At 73.3% G+C, this 18,788-nt stretch carries 10 protein-coding genes; 6 read left to right on the top strand and 4 right to left on the bottom strand.

All coding sequences use genetic code 11. From position 1 onward, the window contains the following. Window positions 1-2 precede the first annotated feature (2 nt). From ACWCV3_RS13455 to fxsT, 5 genes are all read left to right on the top strand, one after another. The gene (locus ACWCV3_RS13455; protein ID WP_451222613.1) at window positions 3-3,293 is read left to right on the top strand and encodes an SAV_2336 N-terminal domain-related protein; all 3,291 of its coding nucleotides are present in this window, start codon (window positions 3-5) and stop codon (window positions 3,291-3,293) included. Window positions 3,294-3,328: 35 nt separating this feature from the next. Next, on the top strand, window positions 3,329-3,514 hold the full coding sequence (fxsA, locus tag ACWCV3_RS13450) for an FxSxx-COOH cyclophane-containing RiPP peptide (protein ID WP_451222611.1): 186 nt from the start codon (window positions 3,329-3,331) through the stop codon (window positions 3,512-3,514). Window positions 3,515-3,651: 137 nt separating this feature from the next. Next, complete coding sequence (locus tag ACWCV3_RS13445) at window positions 3,652-4,803, top strand: FxsB family cyclophane-forming radical SAM/SPASM peptide maturase (RefSeq protein ID WP_451222609.1); 1,152 nt, start codon at window positions 3,652-3,654, stop codon at window positions 4,801-4,803. Next, the gene (locus tag ACWCV3_RS13440) at window positions 4,800-6,197 is read left to right on the top strand and encodes an aKG-HExxH-type peptide beta-hydroxylase (RefSeq protein ID WP_451222607.1); all 1,398 of its coding nucleotides are present in this window, start codon (window positions 4,800-4,802) and stop codon (window positions 6,195-6,197) included. Before ACWCV3_RS13445 ends, ACWCV3_RS13440 begins: the two co-directional genes overlap by 4 nt. A gap of 130 nt (window positions 6,198-6,327) precedes the next feature. Next, window positions 6,328-9,333, top strand: a complete 3,006-nt coding sequence (gene fxsT / locus ACWCV3_RS13435; protein WP_451222605.1) for an FxSxx-COOH system tetratricopeptide repeat protein — start codon at window positions 6,328-6,330, stop codon at window positions 9,331-9,333. Window positions 9,334-9,425: 92 nt separating this feature from the next. Here fxsT and ACWCV3_RS13430 read toward each other — a convergent pair whose 3' ends face one another. The 4 genes from ACWCV3_RS13430 to ACWCV3_RS13415 form a co-directional block, all read right to left on the bottom strand. After that, complete coding sequence (locus ACWCV3_RS13430) at window positions 9,426-13,220, bottom strand: multifunctional oxoglutarate decarboxylase/oxoglutarate dehydrogenase thiamine pyrophosphate-binding subunit/dihydrolipoyllysine-residue succinyltransferase subunit (protein ID WP_451222603.1); 3,795 nt, start codon at window positions 13,218-13,220, stop codon at window positions 9,426-9,428. Window positions 13,221-13,534: 314 nt separating this feature from the next. Further along, entirely contained in the window at window positions 13,535-14,647 is a 1,113-nt protein-coding gene (locus ACWCV3_RS13425) for a HAMP domain-containing sensor histidine kinase (protein WP_451222601.1), read from the bottom strand. After that, window positions 14,644-15,384 (bottom strand): response regulator transcription factor, encoded by a 741-nt coding sequence (locus tag ACWCV3_RS13420; protein ID WP_451222599.1) that lies wholly within the window; start codon window positions 15,382-15,384, stop codon window positions 14,644-14,646. Before ACWCV3_RS13420 ends, ACWCV3_RS13425 begins: the two co-directional genes overlap by 4 nt. 109 nt (window positions 15,385-15,493) lie before the next feature. Further along, entirely contained in the window at window positions 15,494-16,180 is a 687-nt protein-coding gene (locus tag ACWCV3_RS13415) for a spermine/spermidine synthase domain-containing protein (protein ID WP_451222597.1), read from the bottom strand. A gap of 126 nt (window positions 16,181-16,306) precedes the next feature. On the opposite strand from ACWCV3_RS13415, the gene lon reads away from it, so the two are divergent. Continuing rightward, a complete protein-coding gene (lon, locus tag ACWCV3_RS13410) occupies window positions 16,307-18,736 on the top strand; it encodes an endopeptidase La (protein WP_451222595.1) in 2,430 nt (809 codons plus the stop codon). Window positions 18,737-18,788 lie beyond the last annotated feature (52 nt).

The raw sequence follows: 18,788 nt of genomic DNA, 5'->3' as shown, positions 1-18,788 counted from the left end.
CGATGCCCGACGCACCGGCACGACACGGTCCCGACACCCCCGACCCGCTCGCCGCCCTCGTTCTCCAGCTGCGGGGCGCCGGGCTGGAACCGGACGTCGAAGGTCTGAGCGACGCCCTGTGGCTGGCCCGGTGGACGGGTGAACGCGAGCCGGCCGGCGTGGACGAGCGGGCCCGTGAGGTCCCCGCGCCCCCGCCCGTGGCCCCGCCCGAGCCCCAGCTCCCGCCCACGACAGGGGAGCCAGAGGTGCTGACCGCCGGCCCCGACCGCGGTGTCCCGCTCTATCCGGCTCCCCGCGGCGGTCAGCCCCGGGTCGGGCCCGGCGCCCGGCTGACCGCGCTCCCGGTGGGCGTACCGGCCGCCCCCGCCCTGCCCTCCACCCTGGAACTCCAGCGCGCCCTGCGGCCCCTGCAGGCGTACCGCAGCGCCGCGCCCCCGCTCCGCCGCGAGCTGGACGAGACCGCGACCGCCGAACTCAGCGCCCGGGCGGGCGGACTGATCCTTCCGGTGCACCGCCGGGTGCGGCGGGGGGACGCCCGGCTGCAACTGGTGCTGGACGCAGCGCCCTCGATGCGGGTGTGGGACCGGCTCTTCGCCGAACTCGAAGAGGTATTCGCGCAGTTGGGTGCCTTCGGGGACATCCGGATCGCGCACCTGCACACCGGGCCCGACGGCGAGGCGACCGTCAGTGCCAGTGCCGATCCGCGCGGGGCGCCGCAGCACACCGTCGACCGGCTCAGCGATCCCACCGGGCGCCGGATCACCCTGCTGGTCAGTGACTGCGCGGGCCCGCTGTGGCGGTCCGGGGGTGCGCACCGGCTGCTGCACCGGCTGGCCCGGCTCGCCCCCGTGGCCGTGCTCCAGCCGCTCCCGCAGCGCCTGTGGAGCCGAACCCGGCTGCCGGTCACCTACGGCGAACTGACCTGTGGCGACACCCCCGGCGGCACCGCGCTGCGCGTCCGCACCCCCGACGGCGCGCCCGTCGTGCCGCCGCCCGGAGTGCTGCCCGTGCCGGTACTGCCGCCCGAACCCGTGGCACTCGGGGCCTGGGCGCGGCTGCTCGCCGGGGCCGGTGCCGGGCAGGTGTCCGGCGCTGTGGGCTGGGTCCGGGCCGACCAGCGGCCCGTGCCGCAGGCGCGCGGCGGACGCAGGCCGACGTCGATGGAGCGGGTCAGCAGGTTCCGCTCCGCCGCGTCGCCGGCCGCCGGCCGCCTCGCCGTGTACCTCGCCGCCGCCCCGCTCTGCCTGCCGGTGATGCGGCTGGTGCAGCGCACCATGCTGCCCGGCTCGGGCCCCGCCGAACTCGCCGAGGTGCTGCTCGGCGGTCTCGTCCGGCGGGCGGGGGAGGACCACGGGCCGGAGGCCGGGCAGTGGTACGAGATGGAGCCGGAGGTGCGCGAGGCGCTGCTGTCCACGCTCGGCCGGGACGAGGCACTGCTCGTCCTCAAGCACTGCTCAGAGTACATCGAGCAGCGCTTCGGCAAGGGCGGCGCCAACTTCCCGGCCCTCGCCCTCGCGCAGCTCGGCGGCACCGCCCACCCGGCGCAGGATGAGGAGGGACCAGCGATGGCCCGCCTGTTCGGCGCCGACCCCGCCGACAACGGCGACGCCACCCTCGTCCCCCAGCCCTTCGCCGAGGTCGCCGCGCGGGTGCTGGAGCGCTTCATGCCGCTGCCGGAGCAGTTCCGGCTCTACGGCACCCGGCCCGGCACCGCCGCCGGACCCCGGCCCACGCATCCGGCGGTGGTCCGGGCCCGCACGCTGCTCGCCCGGTTCGACGCCGACGGCATGGTGCAGGACGTGATCGACGCCGTCCAGCTGCTGCGCGGCGCCACCGAGAACGAGCGGCCCGCCGGGACCGACCCGGAACTGTGGGCCGAGTACGCGCTCGCCGCGCTGCGGCTGTGGGAGGTGCAGGGCGGTTCCGCGCTGCTGGCCGAGGCGGCGGCCGCCGCCGAGCGGGCGGTGGCGCATCCGCACGCCCAGCGGGAGCGGGCCGCGCTGGCCCGGGTGCTGCGCGCGGCCGCCACCGACCGCAGACGGCGCGGCGACCGGCCGGCCGCGCTGGACCTGCTGCGCCGCGCCGACCGGGAGTACGCCGTCGCCTGCGCCGCCCCCGAGCTGGAGCCGGCGCAGGCGCTCCGGCTGACGCTGGAGCGGGTGGGGGCGCTGGAGTCGCAGTGGCGGCTCGGCGGGGACAGCGCGCTGCTCCAGGGCGCCGTCGGCATGCTGGAGGCGTTCGCCGACATCTGGCCCGACCGCGGACAGCGCCCGCCCGAACTGCCCCTGGCCCACGGCAGACTCCTGCTGCGCCTGGCCGACGCCACCAGCGACCCCGTACAGGCGAGGGGGCACGCCGCACAGGCGGCAGGCTCGCTCCGTGACGCGCTCGCGGCCGGTGAGGACGCGGGGCGTGAACTCGTCCTCATCGGGCTGGACCTGGTCGACGCCCTCCTGCGCTCGGGCGGTGACCTCGTCGAGGCGCAGGAACGCGTGGACGCGGCGCTCGCCACGACCACCGGACGCGCCACGCGGGCCCGCCTCCACGTCCGGTCAGGCAGGATCGGGGTGGCCCGGTTCGCCGAGACGGGCGACCCGCGCGAACTCCGCGACGCGGCGGACGCGTTCGCCCGCGCCGCCGCCGACACCTCCAGGGAGGCCACCGACTACCCCGACGTCCTCTCCGAGTGGGGCGAGGCACTGCTGCGCCGGGCCGACGCCGAGAGCGGGGAGCGGTCCTGGGAGACCCTCGTCCAGGCCATCCGCGTCCTGCGGGACTGCCGGCGCGAGACCCACACCGGCAGCCCGCACACCGCGTACCGCCTGCTGATGCTGGGCCGCGCCCTGATCCGGCGCTACCGGCTGCGCGGCGACCGGGTGGACCTGCGAGAGGCGGAGCACCTCTTCGGGCTGGCCGCGGCCGAGGCGGACGACCCGCTGCTGGCCGCCCGCTGCTCGTTGGAGCTGGGACGGACGCAGTACGAGGCGTACCGGAGCCTGGGCCGGCCGACCCGGCTGGACGACGCGGTGGACGCCTTCCGGGCGGCGGCCGAGTCTGCGCGGGAGGCCGAGGCGGCTGCCGAGTTCGACCGCGACCGCCGGATCGCCGTCGAACTGGGCGCGCAGGCGCACCACTGGCGGGGTATGTCCTATGAGGCGGCCGCCCGGCCGCGCGCGGCCCGCGACGCGTACCGCGCGGCCCGCGCCGAGTGGGCGCGGCTGCCCGAGGACAGCCTCGGCACCGGCGCCCCGACCGCCGAGGACACCGCCGCCCGGCTCGCCGGACTCGGCTAACCGGCATCCACCGAGGAACACCAGGGGAGACAGCGATGACGAACGCGGGGAACGGGACGCCCGTACCGGAGCACGGCGAGCCACTGCCGGACCTGCTCACACTCGACCTGGAGGAACTGCGCACCCTGGACCACCCCGTGCTCCGGGAGGTCCTGGACACGCTCACCGAACGGGCAGCGAGGCCCGCCGAGATGCTCTGGGGATTCAACAACTGCCTCTGATCCGGCTGCTCCTGGTCATCCGACGGCGGAAACCGGCAAGTTCCGCCGTCGTGCGTTTGGCTCCGGGCCACGACCGGGAACGCCCCCGAACACACGGGCGAACGAGCCGCGCCCGCATCGCGGTACGGGGGTACGGGATGTCCGGGACGACCGCCGCCCCGACGCGGGCGCGACCGCGCCCCTTCCGCCAGTTCATCGTCAAGGCGCACGGACGCTGCAACCTCGCCTGCCGCTACTGCTACCTCTACGAGGGCCCCGACCGCACCTGGCGCACCCGGCCCGCCGCCGCCTCCGCCGAGGTGCTCGACCGCACCGCCGACCGCATCGCCCGGCACGCCCGCGACCACGCCCTCACCGCACTCTCCCTCGTCCTGCACGGCGGCGAACCCCTGCTGGCCGGCGCCGGCACCCTCGCCGGGTTCACCGGCACCGTCCGCGCCCGCGTACCCGAGGGCTGCGCCGTGCACGCCACCGTGCAGACCAACGCCACCCTGCTCAGCCACGACCGGATGGCCCTCCTCGCCCGGCACGGCATCCGCGTCGGCATCAGCCTCGACGGCGGGACCGCCGCCCTCAACCACCGCCGCGTCGACCACTCCGGACGCCCCTCCTGGCCCGCCGCCGCACGCGGCGCCCGCCTGGTGGCCGACCACTTCCCCGAGGCGTACGCGGGCGTCCTCACCGTCGTCGACCCCACCACCGATCCCGTGGGGACCTACGAGTCCCTGCTCACCCTCCGCCCGCCCGCGCTCGACCTGCTGCTGCCCCACGGCAACTGGTCGGCCCCGCCTCCGCACTGGGGCGGGGAGCGGTACGGCGACTGGCTGTGCCGCGTCTTCGACCGGTGGTTCTCGGCCGGGCGCCGCGAAACGCGGGTACGGCTCTTCGAGGAGTGCCTCGCCCTGCTGCTCGGCCTGCCCGCCGCCACCGAGTCCCTGGGGCTCGCCCCCTTCGACGCCGTGGTCGTCGAGACCGACGGCTCCATCGAGCAGGTGGACTCGCTGAAGTCGGCCTACGACGGCGCCGCCGAGACCGGCCTCGACGTGTTCCGGCACGACTTCGACCAGGCCCTCGCCCACCCCGGCGTCGCCGCCCGGCAGGCCGGGCTCGCGGGGCTGGCCGGGCGCTGCCGGTCCTGCCCGCTGGTCGCGGTGTGCGGGGGCGGGCACTACGCGCACCGGTACCGCGCCGGCCACGGCTTCCGCAACCCGTCGGTGTACTGCGCCGACCTCCAGCGCCTCATCCGGCACGTGGCCGCACGGCTCGCCGAGGAAGGAGGCGCCCCGTGACGGCACCGCTGGACCGCGCCCTCGCCGAACTCGGCCACACCGGGGGCGGCCCCGACACCCTCGCCCTCCTCGTCCGCGACCAGGACACGCGGCGCATGCTGCTGCTGCGCGCCGTCCTCGACGCCGCCGAGGGAGCCGCCCCCGCCGACTGCCCGCCCGCCGCCAAGCGCCGGCTGCGCGAGGACTGGGCCCTGCTGGCCGAGGCCGACCGCGCCGCGGACGGACCCCGCTCGCCCGCCCGGACCCGGCTCACCTACCCCCTCACCGGCCCCTGGGCCCGCCGCTGCCTGACCGCGCTCACCGCACCCGGCGGCACCGGTGAACTCCCGCTGGAACTGTCCTACTTCAGCGCCCTCGCGGCAGCCGCCGCCGCCCGCGCGGATCTGCCGTTCACCACCGGACTCACCGCCCGCGACGGCCTGCTCTGCCTGCCCTCGCTCGGCGTCCTGCGCACCGGCCGGACCGGCTCCGCCGCCATCGAGGTACGGCACAGGAACGGCCGCCTGACCCTGCGCAGACGCGGCGCGTCCGACGTGCACGTCCGGCTGGAGCAGGGCGTCGGCGCCTGGTCCGGCGCCCCCGCCTGGACCCCCGCCCACGCCCTGCCGGGCCTGCTGCCCGGCACCGCCCCGGTGCCGCTGGACGACCTCGACCCGTACCGCACCCCGCCCCGCGAGCCCGGCCGGTTCGCGTTCGGCGGGGCGGGCGGACCCGACCACGCCGAGCGCAAGCGCTGGCTGCAGGCGTGGTCCGGCGCGGCGCAGGCGCTGCGCACCGGCGGCGAACAGCGGCTCACCGAGACCCTCGCCCTGCTGCGCTGCCTCGTCCCGCTCGCGCCCCCGCCCGGCTCGGACGGCCGGGGCAGCTCCAGCGGCACCCGGCGCGAGGCGTTCGGCGCGCTGCTCAGCACCACACCCGCCGGCCCGACCGCGCTGGCCGCGACCCTCGTCCACGAGATGCAGCACACCAAACTCGCCGCCCTCGGCGAACTGGTGGAACTGCACCGCGCCGGCCCCGAGGCCCGCTACTTCGCCCCCTGGCGCCCCGACCCCCGCCCCTACGACGGGCTGCTGCACGGCACCTACGCCCATCTCGCGCTGGCCGACCACTTCCAGCGCACAGCGCTGGCCGAGCCCGCCCGCCGGGACGCCGCCTGGGCCGAACACGCCCGCTACCACGCGCAGGTCGCCGCCGCGCTGCCCGCGCTCGTCGCCTCGCCCGACCTCACCCCGGCAGGCCGCCGCTTCGTCGACGCCATGGCCGCCGCCCACGAACGGCTCTCCGCCCGCCCCGCACCACCGGGGCACACGGCGCGCGCGCAGGCGTACGTCAAGGCGGTGCGTACCCTCTGGGCGCAGCGACAGCCCCCCACGCCGCCGATCCCGAACCGGTGAAATGCCGACTTCGCACCCCCCGCTGCGCGAAGATCGGCGCACCGAGGCGTTCGTCTCCGGCGGTCGCCGCACTCCCCCAGGGCCGCGCCGAGGCTCTACGATTTCCTGTCTACGTGCTGGAGGCCGCCGCATGTCTGAATCCCGTACGCCGGCACCGAGCGGGAACGGGGCCGCGAGGCGGACCGTCACCATCAGCTTCGCCGGGTTCAACCGGGCCTGGGCCGCCTGGATCGGCGACCGGCTGGAGCGGCGGGGCGTCAGAGTGGTCTACCTGCGCTGGGACGCGCCCCCGGACCAGCCCCTCACCGATCTGCTGGGCGACCTCACCCTGGCCGAGGGCCGCACCCTGATCGTGGTCAGCGAGTGGTACTTCCAGCTCGGCCCGCGCACCCACGACGAGTGGAACGCGGCCCTGCGCGAGGTGGTCGGCGCCGATCCCGGCCGGTTCGCCGCCGTCTCCGTCACCAACGCCCCGCTGCCCTCCGCCGTGGCAGCGCTCGCCCCCGTCGACCTCACGAACATGGGCGCCGACGAGGCGGAACGCCGCCTGCTGGACCGCCTCGACCTGCCCCACGGACCCCGCCAGGGCGACGACGCTGCCCGCCCCGCGCCCCGCTTCCCGGCCGCCATGCCCGACGTGTGGGGCGGGGTACCGCGCCGCAACACCCGCTTCACCGGCCGCGAACCGCTGCTCAACGACGCCTACCACCTGCTCCAGGGCAGCGACCCCGGCGCGGGCGTCCTCACCCTGCACGGCATGTCCGGCGTCGGAAAGACCCAGCTCGCCGCCGAGTACGTCTACCGCTTCGGCTCCGAGTACGACGTGGTGTGGTGGGTCAACGCCGAGAAACGCGTCAGCTACCGCCGCCTCCTCGCCGAACTCGCCCCCAAACTCGGGCTGTCCACCGGCGCCGAGTACGGCGAGCGGCTGCGCGCCGTCCGGGACGCGCTGCGCCGGGGCACCCCCTACTCCCGCTGGCTGCTCGTGCTGGACGGCGCCGACGAACCCGACCAGATCTGGGACCTCGTCCCCACCGGCCCCGGCCACGTCCTCATCACCTCCCGCAACCCCGAGTGGGGCGAGCACAACAGCAAACTCCTGGAAGTCCCCGTCTACGGCCGCGACGAGTCGGTCGCCTTCATCCGGCGCCGCGCGCCCCGGCTCACCGAGTCCGACGCCGACCAGCTCGCCCGGGCGCTGGAGGACCTGCCGCTGCTCCTGGACCAGACCGCGGGCTGGCTCAACGACTCAGACCTCTCGGTGGAGGAGTACATCGCCCTGCTGGACGGGGGGATCGACCAGGACGTGGTCAAGGTGTCCGCGGACTTCCCGCTCGCCTTCCAGACCGCCTGGTCGATACTGCTGAACAAGCTCCGCGAGACCGTCCCCGAGTCCGTCGACCTGCTCCGGCTGTGCACCTTCTTCGCCCCCGGCTTCATCCCGGTCCGGCTGCTGAAGGAGATGAACCACGACGACCTGCCCGAACAGCTCGCCGGGCTGCTGGACGACCCGCTGCTGTGGAACAAGGCCGTCAACCAGCTCCGCCAGTACTCCGTGGTCCGGCTGGAGTCGCACGAGGCGATGCTGGACGAGGCCGCCGCCTCCGGAGAGTCGGTGTACCTGCACCGGATGGTCCACCAGATCGTGCACAAGGACATGCCGGAGGGCGACCGGGAGGAGTTCATCGAGGTGGTCCGCCGCGCCCTCGCCGAGGCCGACCCGGGCCGCCCCACCGACACCCGCAACTGGGACGCGTACGCCGAGATCGTCCCGCACCTCAAGTACGCCGACGTGCTGCGCAGCAAGGACCGCCGGGTGCAGGGGCTGGTGCTCAACTGCCTGCGCTACATGCTCTTCGCGGGGGAGTACACCGCCGGCGTCAACCTCGGCGGCCGCGCCCTCGCCATCTGGCGCGAGCTGCTGGGCGAGTCCCACCCCCGCGTCTGGGAGGTGACCTACCACTACGCCAACCTGCTGCGCTCGGCCGGCCGCTTCCAGGAGACCGAGGCCATCGACCGGGCCGCCCGCGAGCAACTCCTCGCCGAACGCGGCGAACACGACCTCGACCACCTCAGGATGGCCGGCGGACTCGCCGCCGACCTGCGCGAACTCGGCCAGTACGACGCCGCCCTCGAACTCGACGAGTGGCTCTACCCCACCTACCGCGAACTGTTCGGCGAGCACGACTCGCGCACCCTCAACGCCCAGAACAACCTCGGCTTCACCCTGCGCCTCCTCGGCCGCTACGAGCAGGCCCGCGGCTACGACACCCGCACCCTGGAGGCCCGCCGCCAGCTCCTGAAGGGCCGCCACCCCTGGACCCTGTTCTCCGAGGTCTCCTACGCGGTCGACCTGCGCCTGCTGGGCCGGTACTCCGAGGCCGAGTCCATCCAGACCAGGAACGTCCGCGAGTACCGCATCGTGATGGGCCCGGACAACCAGGACACCCTGCGCGCCGAGCACAACCTCGCCCTGTGCCGGCTGCGCGGCGGGGACCGGACCGGGGCCGGAGAACTGCTCACCCGCGTCCTGGAGGGCCTGGAGCGCAAGCTCGGGGACAGCCACACCCACACCCTGGCCGCCGCCGTCAGCCAGAGCTGCTTCGCCCGCGAACACGGCGACATCGACCAGGCCCGCGAGGCGAGCGAGTCCGTCCTCGCCCGCTACGAGCTGCTCCTGCCCGAGGGGCATCCCTTCATCATCGGCGCCCGCGCCAACCACGCGCTGGTGCTGCGCAGCGTCGGCGAACGCGACCACGCCCACGTGCTGATCGAGCGGAGCCTCGCCGGCATGACCGCCGCGCTGGGGGAGACCCACCCGTACGCGCTGGGCTGCGCCGTCAACGCGGCCGCGCTGCGCAACCTCGTCGGGGACCCCGAGGGCGCCGCCGACCTCAGCCGGACCACCATCCTGCGGGCCGCCGACACCCTCGGCCGCACCCACCCCCTCACCCTGACCGCCCGCGTGGCCTACGCGGCCGACCTGCGCGCCCTGCGCGACCGCCAGCAGGCGGAGAAGGTCGAACAGGAGGCCCTGTCCGACCTCGCCGCCACCCTGGGCCCCCAGCACGTCCACACCGTCTCCGCCCGCTCCCGCAACCGCCCTTACTGGGACTTCGAGCCGCAGGCGAGCTGAGGACACGGAAAAGGGCCCGGCCCCCGGATCAGATCCGGGGGCCGGGCCCTTCTCGGCGTCGGCCGGCAGAGCCGCCGCTCAGCGGGCCGAGGTCACGCCTCGAAGACCTCGCTGACCAACTGCTCCTGCTCCGCCTGGTGGCGCTTGGCGGAGCCCACCGCCGGGGAGGAGCCGTGCGCGCGAGAGATACGGCGCAGGCGCTCGCCCGCCGGGACGTCGGCACCGACGGCCAGGTCCAGGTGGTCGATCAGGTTGAGCGCGATGAACGGCCACGCACCCTGGTTCGCCGGCTCCTCCTGCACCCAGAGGTACTTCTCGGCGTTCGGGTACTTGTTGACCTCGGCCTGGACCTCGGCGCCGGGCAGCGGGTACAGCCGCTCGATGCGGATGATCGCCGTGTCCGTGGCACCGCGCTTCTGCCGGCCGGCCTCCAGGTCGTAGTAGACCTTGCCGGAGCAGAAGACGACCTTGCGGACGGCGGCCGGGTCGACCGTGTCGTCGCCGATGACCGGACGGAACTCGCCGGAGGTGAACTCCTCCGCCTTCGAGGCCGCCGCCTTCAGACGCAGCATCGACTTCGGGGTGAAGACGATCAGCGGCTTGTGGTCCGGGTTGTGGACCTGCCAGCGCAGCAGGTGGAAGTAGTTCGCCGGCGAGGTCGGCATGGCGACCGTCATGTTGTTCTGCGCGCAGAGCTGCAGGAACCGCTCCGGACGGGCCGAGGAGTGGTCCGGGCCCTGGCCCTCGTAACCGTGCGGCAGCAGCAGGACCACACCGGAGGTCTGGTTCCACTTCTGCTCGGCCGAGGAGATGAACTCGTCGACGACCGTCTGCGCGCCGTTGACGAAGTCACCGAACTGCGCCTCCCACATCACCAGCGCGTCCGGACGGGCCAGCGAGTAGCCGTACTCGAAGCCCATCGCCGCGTACTCGGAGAGCAGGGAGTTGTAGACGTTCAGCCGCGCCTGGTCCTCGGACAGGTACTGCAGCGGGGTGTACTCCTCGCCGGTCTCCCGGTCGATGAGCACCGCGTGCCGCTGGCCGAAGGTGCCGCGCTGGGAGTCCTGGCCCGCCAGGCGGACCGGGGTGCCCTCCAGCAGCAGCGAGCCGACGGCCAGGGTCTCGCCCATGCCCCAGTCGATCGTGCCGTCCTCCACCATCGCCGCGCGGCGCTGGAGCTGCGGCTGGAGCCGCGGGTGGACGGTGATGTTGTCCGGGACGTTGACCTGCGACTCGGCGATCCGCTTGACGACCTCCGCGGAGATCGCGGTCGGCACCGCGGCCGGGAAGCCGTCCCGGGGCGGCGGGACCTCGCCCTGCGCCGGCTGCGAGGTGACCTCGCGGACCTCGGTGAAGACCTTCTCGAGCTGGCCCTGGTAGTCCTGGAGCGCCTGCTCGGCCTCCTCCAGCGTGATGTCACCGCGGCCGATCAGGGACTCGGTGTACAGCTTGCGCACCGAGCGCTTCTTGTCGATCAGGTCGTACATCAGCGGCTGGGTGAAGGCCGGGTTGTCCGACTCGTTGTGACCGCGGCGGCGGTAGCAGATGAGGTCGATCACCACGTCCTTGTTGAACGCCTGGCGGAACTCGAAGGCGAGCCGCGCCACGCGCACAACGGCCTCCGGGTCGTCGCCGTTCACGTGGAAGATCGGCGCCTCGATCATGCGGGCCACGTCGGTGGCGTACATCGACGAGCGCGAGGACTCCGGGGCGGCGGTGAAGCCGACCTGGTTGTTGATGACGATGTGGACCGTGCCGCCGGTGCGGTAGCCGCGCAGCTGCGACATGTTCAGGGTCTCGGCCACCACGCCCTGGCCCGCGAAGGCCGCGTCGCCGTGGATCGCCACCGGCAGCACGGTGAAGTCCGTGCCGCCCTTGTTGATGATGTCCTGCTTGGCGCGGGCGACGCCCTCCAGGACCGGGTCGACCGCCTCCAGGTGCGAGGGGTTGGCGACCAGGGAGACCGCGATCTGCTCGCCGTCCAGGCCGGTGAAGGTGCCCTCGGCGCCCAGGTGGTACTTCACGTCGCCGGAGCCGTGCATCGACTTCGGGTCGAGGTTGCCCTCGAACTCCCGGAAGATCTGCGCGTAGGACTTGCCGACGATGTTGGCGAGCACGTTCAGCCGGCCGCGGTGGGCCATGCCGATGACGACCTCGTCCAGGCGCGACTCGGCGGCCGAGTCGATGACCGCGTCCAGCAGCGGGATGACGGACTCGCCGCCCTCCAGCGAGAACCGCTTCTGGCCGACGTACTTGGTCTGCAGGAACGTCTCGAACGCCTCGGCGGCGTTCAGGCGGCGCAGGATGCGCAGCTGCTCCTCGCGCTCCGGCTTGGAGTGCGGGCGCTCGACGCGGTCCTGGATCCACTTGCGCTGCTTGGGGTCCTGGATGTGCATGAACTCGATGCCGGTGGTGCGGCAGTACGAGTCGCGCAGCACGCCCAGGATGTCGCGCAGCTTCATCATCGACTTGCCGGCGAAGCCGCCGACGGCGAACTCGCGCTCCAGGTCCCACAGGGTGAGCCCGTGCTCGGTGATGTCCAGGTCGGGGTGCTTGCGCTGCTGGTACTCCAGCGGGTCGGTGTCGGCCATGACGTGGCCGCGGACCCGGTAGGAGTGGATCAGCTCGAAGACGCGGGCGGCCTTGGTGACGTCGTCGTCGTGGCTGGCGTCGATGTCCTTGAGCCAGCGGACCGGCTCGTAGGGGATGCGCAGCGCCTCGAAGATGTCGTCGTAGAAGCCGTTCTCGCCGAGGAGCAGGTTCGCGACCTGGCGCAGGAACTCGCCGGAGGCGGCGCCCTGGATGACCCGGTGGTCGTAGGTCGACGTGAGCGTCATGACCTTGGAGACACCGAGCTTGTTCAGGGTGTCCTGGCTGGTGCCCTGGAACTCGGCCGGGTAGTCCATGGAGCCGACGCCCATGATCACGGACTGGCCGGGCATCAGGCGCGGCACGGAGTGCACGGTGCCGAGGCCGCCGGGGTTGGTCAGGGAGACCGTGACACCGGTGAAGTCGTCCATCGTGAGCTTGCCCTCGCGGGCGCGGCGGACGATGTCCTCGTAGGCCTGCCAGAACTCGAAGAAGTTCAGCGTCTCGGCCTTCTTGATGGCCGCGACGACGAGCTGGCGGTCGCCGTTGGGCTTCACCAGGTCGATGGCCAGACCGAGGTTCACGTGCGGCGGCTTGACCAGGGTCGGCTTGCCGTCCTTCTCGCCGAACGAGTGGTTCATCGCCGGCATGGCCTTGATGGCCTGCACCATGGCGAACCCGATGAGGTGCGTGAAGGAGATCTTCCCGCCGCGGGCGCGCTTGAGGTGGTTGTTGATGACGATGCGGTTGTCGAACAGCAGCTTCACCGGGACCGCGCGGACCGAGGTGGCGGTCGGCAGCTCCAGGGAGGCGTTCATGTTCTTCACCACGGCCGCGGACGGGCCGCGCAGCGTCACGTACTCGGGGCCCTCGGGGGCCTCGGTGGCGGGCGCGGCGGCGGCCTTCGGCTTGGCGGCGGGCGCCGGGGCCGGCTTCGCAGGTGCCTGCGCGGCCGGGGCGGCCTTGGCCGCGGGCGCCTGCGCCGGTGCCTGGGCGGGCGTGGCCGGTGCCTGGGCGGGCGCGGCCGGAGCCGGGGCGGCCTGGGCCGGGGGAGCGGTGGGGGTGGTGCCCGCGGCCCCCGCGGCCGCGGTACCCGCCGGAGCCGAGGCGGCGGGCGCCCCCGGCTTGTAATCGGCGAAGAAGTCCCACCAGGCACGGTCTACCGAATTCGGGTCCTGGAGGTACTGCTGATAGATCTCGTCGACGAGCCACTCGTTCGGTCCGAACGCCGCGGCGGCGTTCTTCCCGGCTTGGTCGTCGGTGGAGACGTTCGAGTTACTGGGGGACTGTGGCGACACGGCGGTAACCGCCCTCTTCCGCTTCACAAGGTGATGGACAGCGGGAATAAAGGCTACGCCTCCCGGAGGGGGAAGGTCAGGTCGGGCCCGTCCATCGTCGCGCAAGTCACATCGAGAACCGTGTTTCGGGCCGCGAAATGGCGGGAAACAAGCGGGGTTCCGGATGCGGGCGGGGGATTGCCGGCACGCCTGACGGGGGCCCTGAGCGCCCTCGCTCCGCGCATCGCGCCGGCCCGTGCCTGATCACACGTGTCCGCCGCGGCGAACGATTGTGATCTTGATCATCCGACTGAACCCCATGCGGGCCCGGAGCGTCAACTCGACGCCGGATCGACCCCTGGAAGGGTGACGATGATTCGGCAGCCCCGCTCGGATTCGGCCACACCGATCCGGCCGCCGTGCAGATCCACCGCCCACCGGGCGATGGCCAGCCCCAGACCGGTGCCGCCGTCGCTGCCCGGACCGTGCGGGCGGGTCACCGCGCCCCGGTTGAACCGCTCGAACACGCGGTGCCACTCCGAGCGGGGGATGCCCGGACCCTCGTCCAGCACCTCCAGCTCCAGCGACTCCGGGCGCGAGCCGCGCCGGGCCTTCACCGTCACCCGGCCGTGCGGCGGGCTGTGCTTGACGGCGTTGTCTATGAGGTTCGCCACGACCTGGTGGATGCGCTCGGGATCGGCGTGCGCGGTCAGCTCCGGCGGGGACACGTCCAGGTGCAGATGCACGTCGGTACGGGTGTGGCTGCCGGAGCCGGAGGCGATGCCGGCGCGCGCGGAGGCGACCATGTTGGCCTCCTTGAGCACCCCGGACAGGTACGGCCACACCTCGAAGCGGCGGGCCTTCAGCGGGACCACGCCGTTGTCGAGGCGGGAGAGGTCGAGCAGGGTCTCCACCAGCCGGCCGAGCCGGTCGGTCTGGCGCAGCGCGGTGCGCATGGTCTCCGGGTCGGCCTCGGTGACACCGTCGACGATGTTCTCCAGCACGGCGCGCAGGCCGGCGATGGGGGTGCGCAGCTCGTGGGAGACGTTCGCCACCAGCTCCTTGCGCTGGAGGTCCTGGGCCTCCAGCTCGTCCGCCATGACGTTGATCGTGACGGCGAGGTCGCCCAGCTCGTCGCGGCGGCCCTCGCTCACCCGGCGCGTGTAGTCGCCGTGCGAGATGGAGCGGGCCACCGCGTTCATCTCGTCCAGCGGCGCGGTGAGCGAGTGGGCCACGAACTGGGTGATCAGCAGCGTGGCGATCATCGAGAAGACGGTGATGAAGCGCAGCTCGGTCTTGGTGTGCACCGCGATCATGGAGAGACCGGTGGTGATCAGCACCGAGATGACGACCAGCGCGCCCAGCTTCGTCTTGATCGAGAACGGGCGTACGCCGCCCCAGGGTCCGTCCCCGGAGCGCCGGCGCCCCGCTTCCCGTCCCCGGCTCACGGCGTCGGCGTCTCCAGCGCGTAACCGACCCCGTGCACCGTGCGGATGCGCTCGGCGCCGATCTTCCGGCGCAGGGCCTTGATGTGGCTGTCCACGGTCCGGGTGCCGGAGGCGTCCGCCCAGTCCCAGACCTCGGCGAGCAGCTGCTCGCGGGAGAGCACCGCGCGCGGGGTGCTGGCCAGGCACACCAGCAGGTCGAACTCGGTGGGCGTCAGGTGGACGTCGTCCGCCTTCACGCGCACCCGGCGCTGGGCGTGGTCGATCTCCAGCTCGCCGAGCCGGAGTATCCCGGAGCGGGGCGTGGTCGCGGCGAGCGCGGCGCGCTCCATGCGGCGCAGCAGGACGTGCACGCGTGCGGCCAGCTCCCGCATGGAGAACGGCTTGGTCATGTAGTCGTCGGCGCCGACTCCGAGGCCCACCAGCATGTCGGTCTCGTCGTCGCGCGCGGTCAGCATCATCACCGGCACCGGGCGGGACGCCTGCACGCGGCGGCACACCTCCAGGCCGTCGAAGCCGGGCAGCATGATGTCGAGGATCAGCAGGTCGGGCTGCCAGGCCTCGGCCGTGTCGACCGCCGACGGACCGTCACCGGCCGTCTGCACGAGGAATCCCTCGGCGCGGAGCCGGGCCGCGATGGCGTCGACGATCGTGGGGTCGTCCTCGACGACCAGTACCCGGCGCTGCGCGCCCTGTGAGGTCGTCGCCGCACCGGTCTGGGAGGTGTGTGTCTGCTCCATCGCCCGCCCCTGTTGCTTTCCGGAATCCGTGGGGGTGATCCCATGACTGCGATTGACGCTTGAATGATCCGCGTCACGCTGCACATTACGGGGACACGCCGGGCCGTCGCTATCCAGGTCGGACGGCGAGATGGACCACGTCGGGAACGCCACGGGCAACGGGGACCTCTTCGGTACGCACCTGTCGGAACCCGGCATTCCGCAAGGTTCCTTCAAATTCCGGGGAGGGCTGCGCAGACCAGGTCGCCAGTACTCCGCCGGGCCTCAACACCCTTGCGCACGCAGCCAGTCCGTCGGGCGTGTAGAGCCCCTGGTTGCCCTCCGTCACCGTCCAGCCGGGTCCGTTGTCGATGTCGAGGCACAGCGCGTCGAACGTGTCGGATGTCTCATTGACGTAGCCGACGAGATCCGCCTCCACGACGCGGGTGCGCGGGTCGGCCGTCGCCCCGGCGGAGATCGCGGCCAGCGGGCCGTCGCGGTGCCAGTCGATGACGGCGGGCTCGCGCTCGACGACGGTGATGCGTCCCCAGCGGGGGTCGGCGGCGGCGTGCGCCAGTGAGAAGCCGACGCCGAGCCCGCCGATCAGCACCTCCGGCGCCGGCCGGTCGTCCAGCGCGTCCCGCGCGGCGTCCACGAGCAGCCGTTCCGAGCGGCCGTCGGAGGTGTCCATCAGGAAGCATCCGTTGGCGATGATCTGGAGCAGCGCCCCGCTGCGGCGCAGCGCCACCTCCCCGTACGGTCCCACGCGCCGGTCCAGGACCTCCGTGTCCGCGGCGCCGTCGTGCGTGCCAGTCATGCGGTCATCCTGCCCCGTCCGCCCGGCGGGTCTGCGTTCGCCGACAGCGAACGATGTTCGGGGAACATTGAACCACTCAGGAGCATTGAGCCAGTGTTACTCAAGTTGACTGCCGAAGGGGAGATCATGGCTGCTGAGTCGGGTGAGTCCATGGAGGCCACGCTCGTTCTGCCCGTGCTGCCGCTCGACGGCGAGATCGTGCTGCCCGGCATGGTCGTGCCGCTCGACCTGAGCGACGCCGAGATCAGGGCCGCCGTGGAGGCCGCCCAGTCCGCCGCGCGCGCCGAGTCCGGCAAGCCCAGGGTGCTGCTGGTCCCGCGCATCGACGGCACCTACGCGAAGACCGGCGTGCTCGGCACCGTGGAGCAGGTCGGCAGACTCGCCGACGGCGACCCCGGCGCGCTGGTCAAGGGCCGACACCGGGTGCGCATCGGCGCGGGCACCACCGGCCCCGGCGCCGCGCTGTGGGTCGAGGGCGTCCGGGTCGAGGAGACCGTGCCCGACCCGCTGCCCGGTCAGGTGACCGACCTGGTCAAGGAGTACAAGGCACTGGCCACCACCTGGCTGCGCAAGCGCGGCGCCTGGCAGGTGGTGGACCGGGTCCAGGCCATCGACGACGTCTCCGCGCTCGCCGACAACTCCGGATACTCGCCGTTCCTCACCACCGACCAGAAGACCGAGCTGCTGGAGACCACCGACCCGGTGGCCCGGCTCAGGCTCGCCGCCCAGCAGCTCCGCGACCACCTCGCCGAGCAGGACGTGGCCGAGACCATCGCCAAGGACGTCCAGGAGGGCGTCGACAGGCAGCAGCGCGAGTTCCTGCTGCGCCGCCAGCTCGAAGCGGTCCGCAAGGAGCTGCGCGAGCTGAACGGCGACGGCCCGGACGCGGCCGAGGAGTCCGACGACTACCGCGCCCGCGTGGAGGCCGCCGACCTGCCCGGACACGTCCGGGAGGCCGCGCTCAAGGAAGTGGAGAAGCTGGAGCGCTCCTCCGACCAGTCGCCCGAGGGCTCCTGGATCCGCACCTGGCTGGACACCGTCCTGGAGATGCCGTGGAACGAGCGGACCGAGGACGCGTACGACATCCAGGGCGCCAAGGAGGTCCTGGACGCCGAGCACGCCGGTCTGGACGACGTGAAGGCGCGCATCACCGAGTACCTCGCCGTGCGCAAGCGGCGCGGTGAGCGCGGCCTCGGCGTGATCGGCGGACGGCGCGGCGGTGCCGTGCTGGCCCTGGTGGGCCCGCCCGGCGTGGGAAAGACCAGTCTGGGGGAGTCCGTCGCACATGCGATGGGGCGCAAGTTCGTCCGCGTCGCGCTCGGCGGAGTCCGCGACGAGGCGGAGATCCGGGGCCACCGGCGCACCTACGTCGGCGCGCTGCCCGGCCGTGTCGTCCGCGCGGTCAAGGAGGCCGGGTCGATGAACCCGGTCGTGCTGCTCGACGAGATCGACAAGGTCGGCTCGGACTTCCGGGGCGACCCGGCGGCCGCCCTGCTCGAAGTGCTGGACCCGGCGCAGAACCACACCTTCCGGGACCACTACCTGGAGGTCGAACTCGACCTGTCCGACGTGGTCTTCCTCGCCACCGCCAATGTGCTGGAGGCGATCCCGGAGGCGCTGGCGGACCGGATGGAGATCGTCCGGCTCGACGGCTACACCGAGGACGAGAAGGTCGTCATCGCCCGCGACCACCTGCTCCCGCGCCAGCTGGAGCGCGCCGGTCTCACGGCCGACGAGGTGACGCTGGAGGAGGGCGCGCTGCGCAGGCTCGCCGGCGAGTACACCCGCGAGGCGGGCGTGCGCACCCTGGAGCGGACCGTGGCACGGCTGCTCCGCAGAATCGCGGCCCAGCACGAACTGGGCGAGCGGGAACTGCCGTTCACCGTCGGCGAGGAGGACCTGCGCGGTCTGGTCGGGCGCCCGCACCACGTGCCCGAGTCCGCCCAGGACCCGGCCGAGCGCCGTACCGCCGTCCCCGGTGTGGCGACCGGACTCGCGGTCACCGGCGCCGGCGGCGACGTGCTGTACGTCGAGGCGTCGCTCGCCGACCCGGAGACGGGCGCGGCGGGGCTGACCCTGACCGGGCAGCTCGGTGACGTGATGAAGGAGTCGGCGCAGATCGCGCTGAGCTTCCTGCGCAGCCACGGCGCCGAGCTGGAGCTGCCGGTGGCCGACCTCAAGGACCGGGGTGTGCACGTCCACTTCCCGGCGGGCGCGGTCCCCAAGGACGGGCCGAGCGCGGGCGTCACGATGACCACCGCGCTGGCCTCACTGCTCTCCGGCCGGCCGGTCCGCACGGACGTGGCGATGACCGGTGAGGTCTCGCTGACCGGGCGGGTGCTGCCGATCGGCGGGGTGAAGCAGAAGCTGCTCGCCGCGCACCGCGCCGGGGTGACCACCGTGATCATCCCCAAGCGCAACGAGGCCGATCTCGACGACGTCCCGGCCGAGGTGCTGGAGAAGCTCGACGTGCACCCGGTGACCGACGTCCGCCAGGTGCTGGAGCTGGCCCTCACGCCCGCCGCCACCGCGGCCGAGGAGCCGGTCGCGGCCTGAGCGTGGCGAAGGCCCGGGCCCCCTTCCGCGAGGGGCCCGGGCCTCCGGCGTA

Source organism: Streptomyces sp. NPDC001781 (genome assembly GCF_053596035.1).
Note: the sequence above shows the minus strand (reverse complement) of the source record. Positions and strands in the feature narration are given on the sequence as shown.

What these genes read in the sequence shown, in the direction of transcription:
- ACWCV3_RS13420 (WP_451222599.1), bottom strand. Translation starts at nt 15,384, where the DNA reads ATGGAGCAGACACACACCTCCCAGACCGGTGCGGCGACGACCTCACAG.
- ACWCV3_RS13415 (WP_451222597.1), bottom strand. Translation starts at nt 16,180, where the DNA reads ATGACTGGCACGCACGACGGCGCCGCGGACACGGAGGTCCTGGACCGG.
- fxsA (WP_451222611.1), top strand. Translation starts at nt 3,329, where the DNA reads ATGACGAACGCGGGGAACGGGACGCCCGTACCGGAGCACGGCGAGCCA.
- fxsT (WP_451222605.1), top strand. Translation starts at nt 6,328, where the DNA reads ATGTCTGAATCCCGTACGCCGGCACCGAGCGGGAACGGGGCCGCGAGG.
- lon (WP_451222595.1), top strand. Translation starts at nt 16,307, where the DNA reads ATGGCTGCTGAGTCGGGTGAGTCCATGGAGGCCACGCTCGTTCTGCCC.
- ACWCV3_RS13445 (WP_451222609.1), top strand. Translation starts at nt 3,652, where the DNA reads ATGTCCGGGACGACCGCCGCCCCGACGCGGGCGCGACCGCGCCCCTTC.
- ACWCV3_RS13455 (WP_451222613.1), top strand. Translation starts at nt 3, where the DNA reads ATGCCCGACGCACCGGCACGACACGGTCCCGACACCCCCGACCCGCTC.